At 59.8% G+C, this 1,295-nt stretch carries 2 protein-coding genes; both read right to left on the minus strand.

Annotated elements, in window-relative coordinates:
* A partial coding sequence (locus tag CO671_RS33065) for a nitrogenase (protein ID WP_016737551.1) occupies positions 1-198 on the minus strand: 198 nt, incomplete at its 3' end.
* A gap of 107 nt (positions 199-305) precedes the next feature.
* Positions 306-1,199 carry a nitrogenase iron protein gene (gene nifH, locus CO671_RS33070; RefSeq protein WP_004675840.1) on the minus strand — a complete coding sequence of 298 codons (894 nt, stop codon included), beginning with the start codon at positions 1,197-1,199 and terminating at the stop codon, positions 306-308.
* Positions 1,200-1,295: the final 96 nt, after the last annotated feature.

Genomic DNA, 1,295 nt, shown 5'->3' on the forward strand with positions numbered 1-1,295 from the left:
CACGCCCGGAATGGACTTGATGTTCGATTTGACGTCGCATTCGGAAAGGGCCTTCGGCTCATCGCCAGGCTCGTCGCCGCTCGTTGCGACGCTGAGGTGCTTCTTGCGGCGCTTCGCCGCCTTGTCTGGATATTGCGCTAACACTTCCGCAATGAGCTGTTCATGCAAAACGCTGTCATTCTCGTAATCAAGGCTCATGGGCCCCTGCCCCCTTTCAAGGTTCGGGTTAGGTCGTCGTCGCCGAAGCGGCTTTCTTGGAAGGACGCGCTGGCGCAAGGGCCAGCGCGTCCTGTCGACAGCGGCAGTTATTGAGCCGCAACCACCGCTGACTCCTTGGCCTGTAGTTCGGCCAGCATCTGCTCGTCGCTCTTCATGATGCCGAAGTCGAGCAGCATGTCTTCGAGCTCTTCCATGGTAATCGGGGTCGGAATGGTCCCTTGGCCCGAATTGGCATGGATCTTCTCGGCTAGCGCCCGATATTCCCCGGCCTGCTTGGAGTCCGGCGCGTACTGGATCACCGTCATCTTCCTGAGCTCGGCGTGCTGGACGATGTTGTCACGCGGCACAAAGTGGATGAGCTTGGAATTGAGCCTGGCAGCCAGCGCCTCGGAGAGGTCGAGCTCGCGGTCCGTCTGGCGCTCGTTACAGATCAGGCCGCCGAGCCGCACGCCGCCGGAATGGGCATATTTCAGGATGCCCTTGGCGATGTTGTTGGCGGCATAGAGCGCCATCATCTCGCCGGACATCACGATGTAGATCTCCTGGGCCTTGTTCTCACGGATCGGCATCGCAAAGCCACCGCACACCACATCGCCGAGCACGTCATAGGAGACGTAGTCGACATCGTCATATGCACCGTTCTCTTCAAGGAAATTGATCGAGGTGATGACGCCGCGCCCGGCGCAGCCGACGCCCGGTTCCGGACCGCCGGACTCCACGCACTTGATGCCTTTGTAGCCGGCCTTGAGCACGTCCTCGAGCTCAAGGTCTTCCACCGAACCTTCCTGCGCTGCCAGATGCAGAACCGTGTCCTGTGCTTTGGCGTTCAGGATCAGCCGGGTGGAGTCGGCTTTCGGGTCGCATCCGACGATCAGGATCTTCTGCCCGAGGTCGACAAGCGCTGCGAGCGTATTTTGGGAGGTGGTGGACTTGCCGATCCCCCCTTTGCCGTAAAATGCGATTTGACGCAAATCTGACATATCGCCTTCCTTCTTTCGTTCCATCCATCGCTGAGTAAAAGGCAGGCAGCTCGCGCCGCCTCGCATGGCAATCTTCAAAACCCGTGCCATGTGGGC

It is taken from the genome of Rhizobium sp. M10, assembly GCF_002531955.1.
Taxonomy (GTDB): Bacteria; Pseudomonadota; Alphaproteobacteria; order Rhizobiales; family Rhizobiaceae; genus Rhizobium; species Rhizobium etli_C.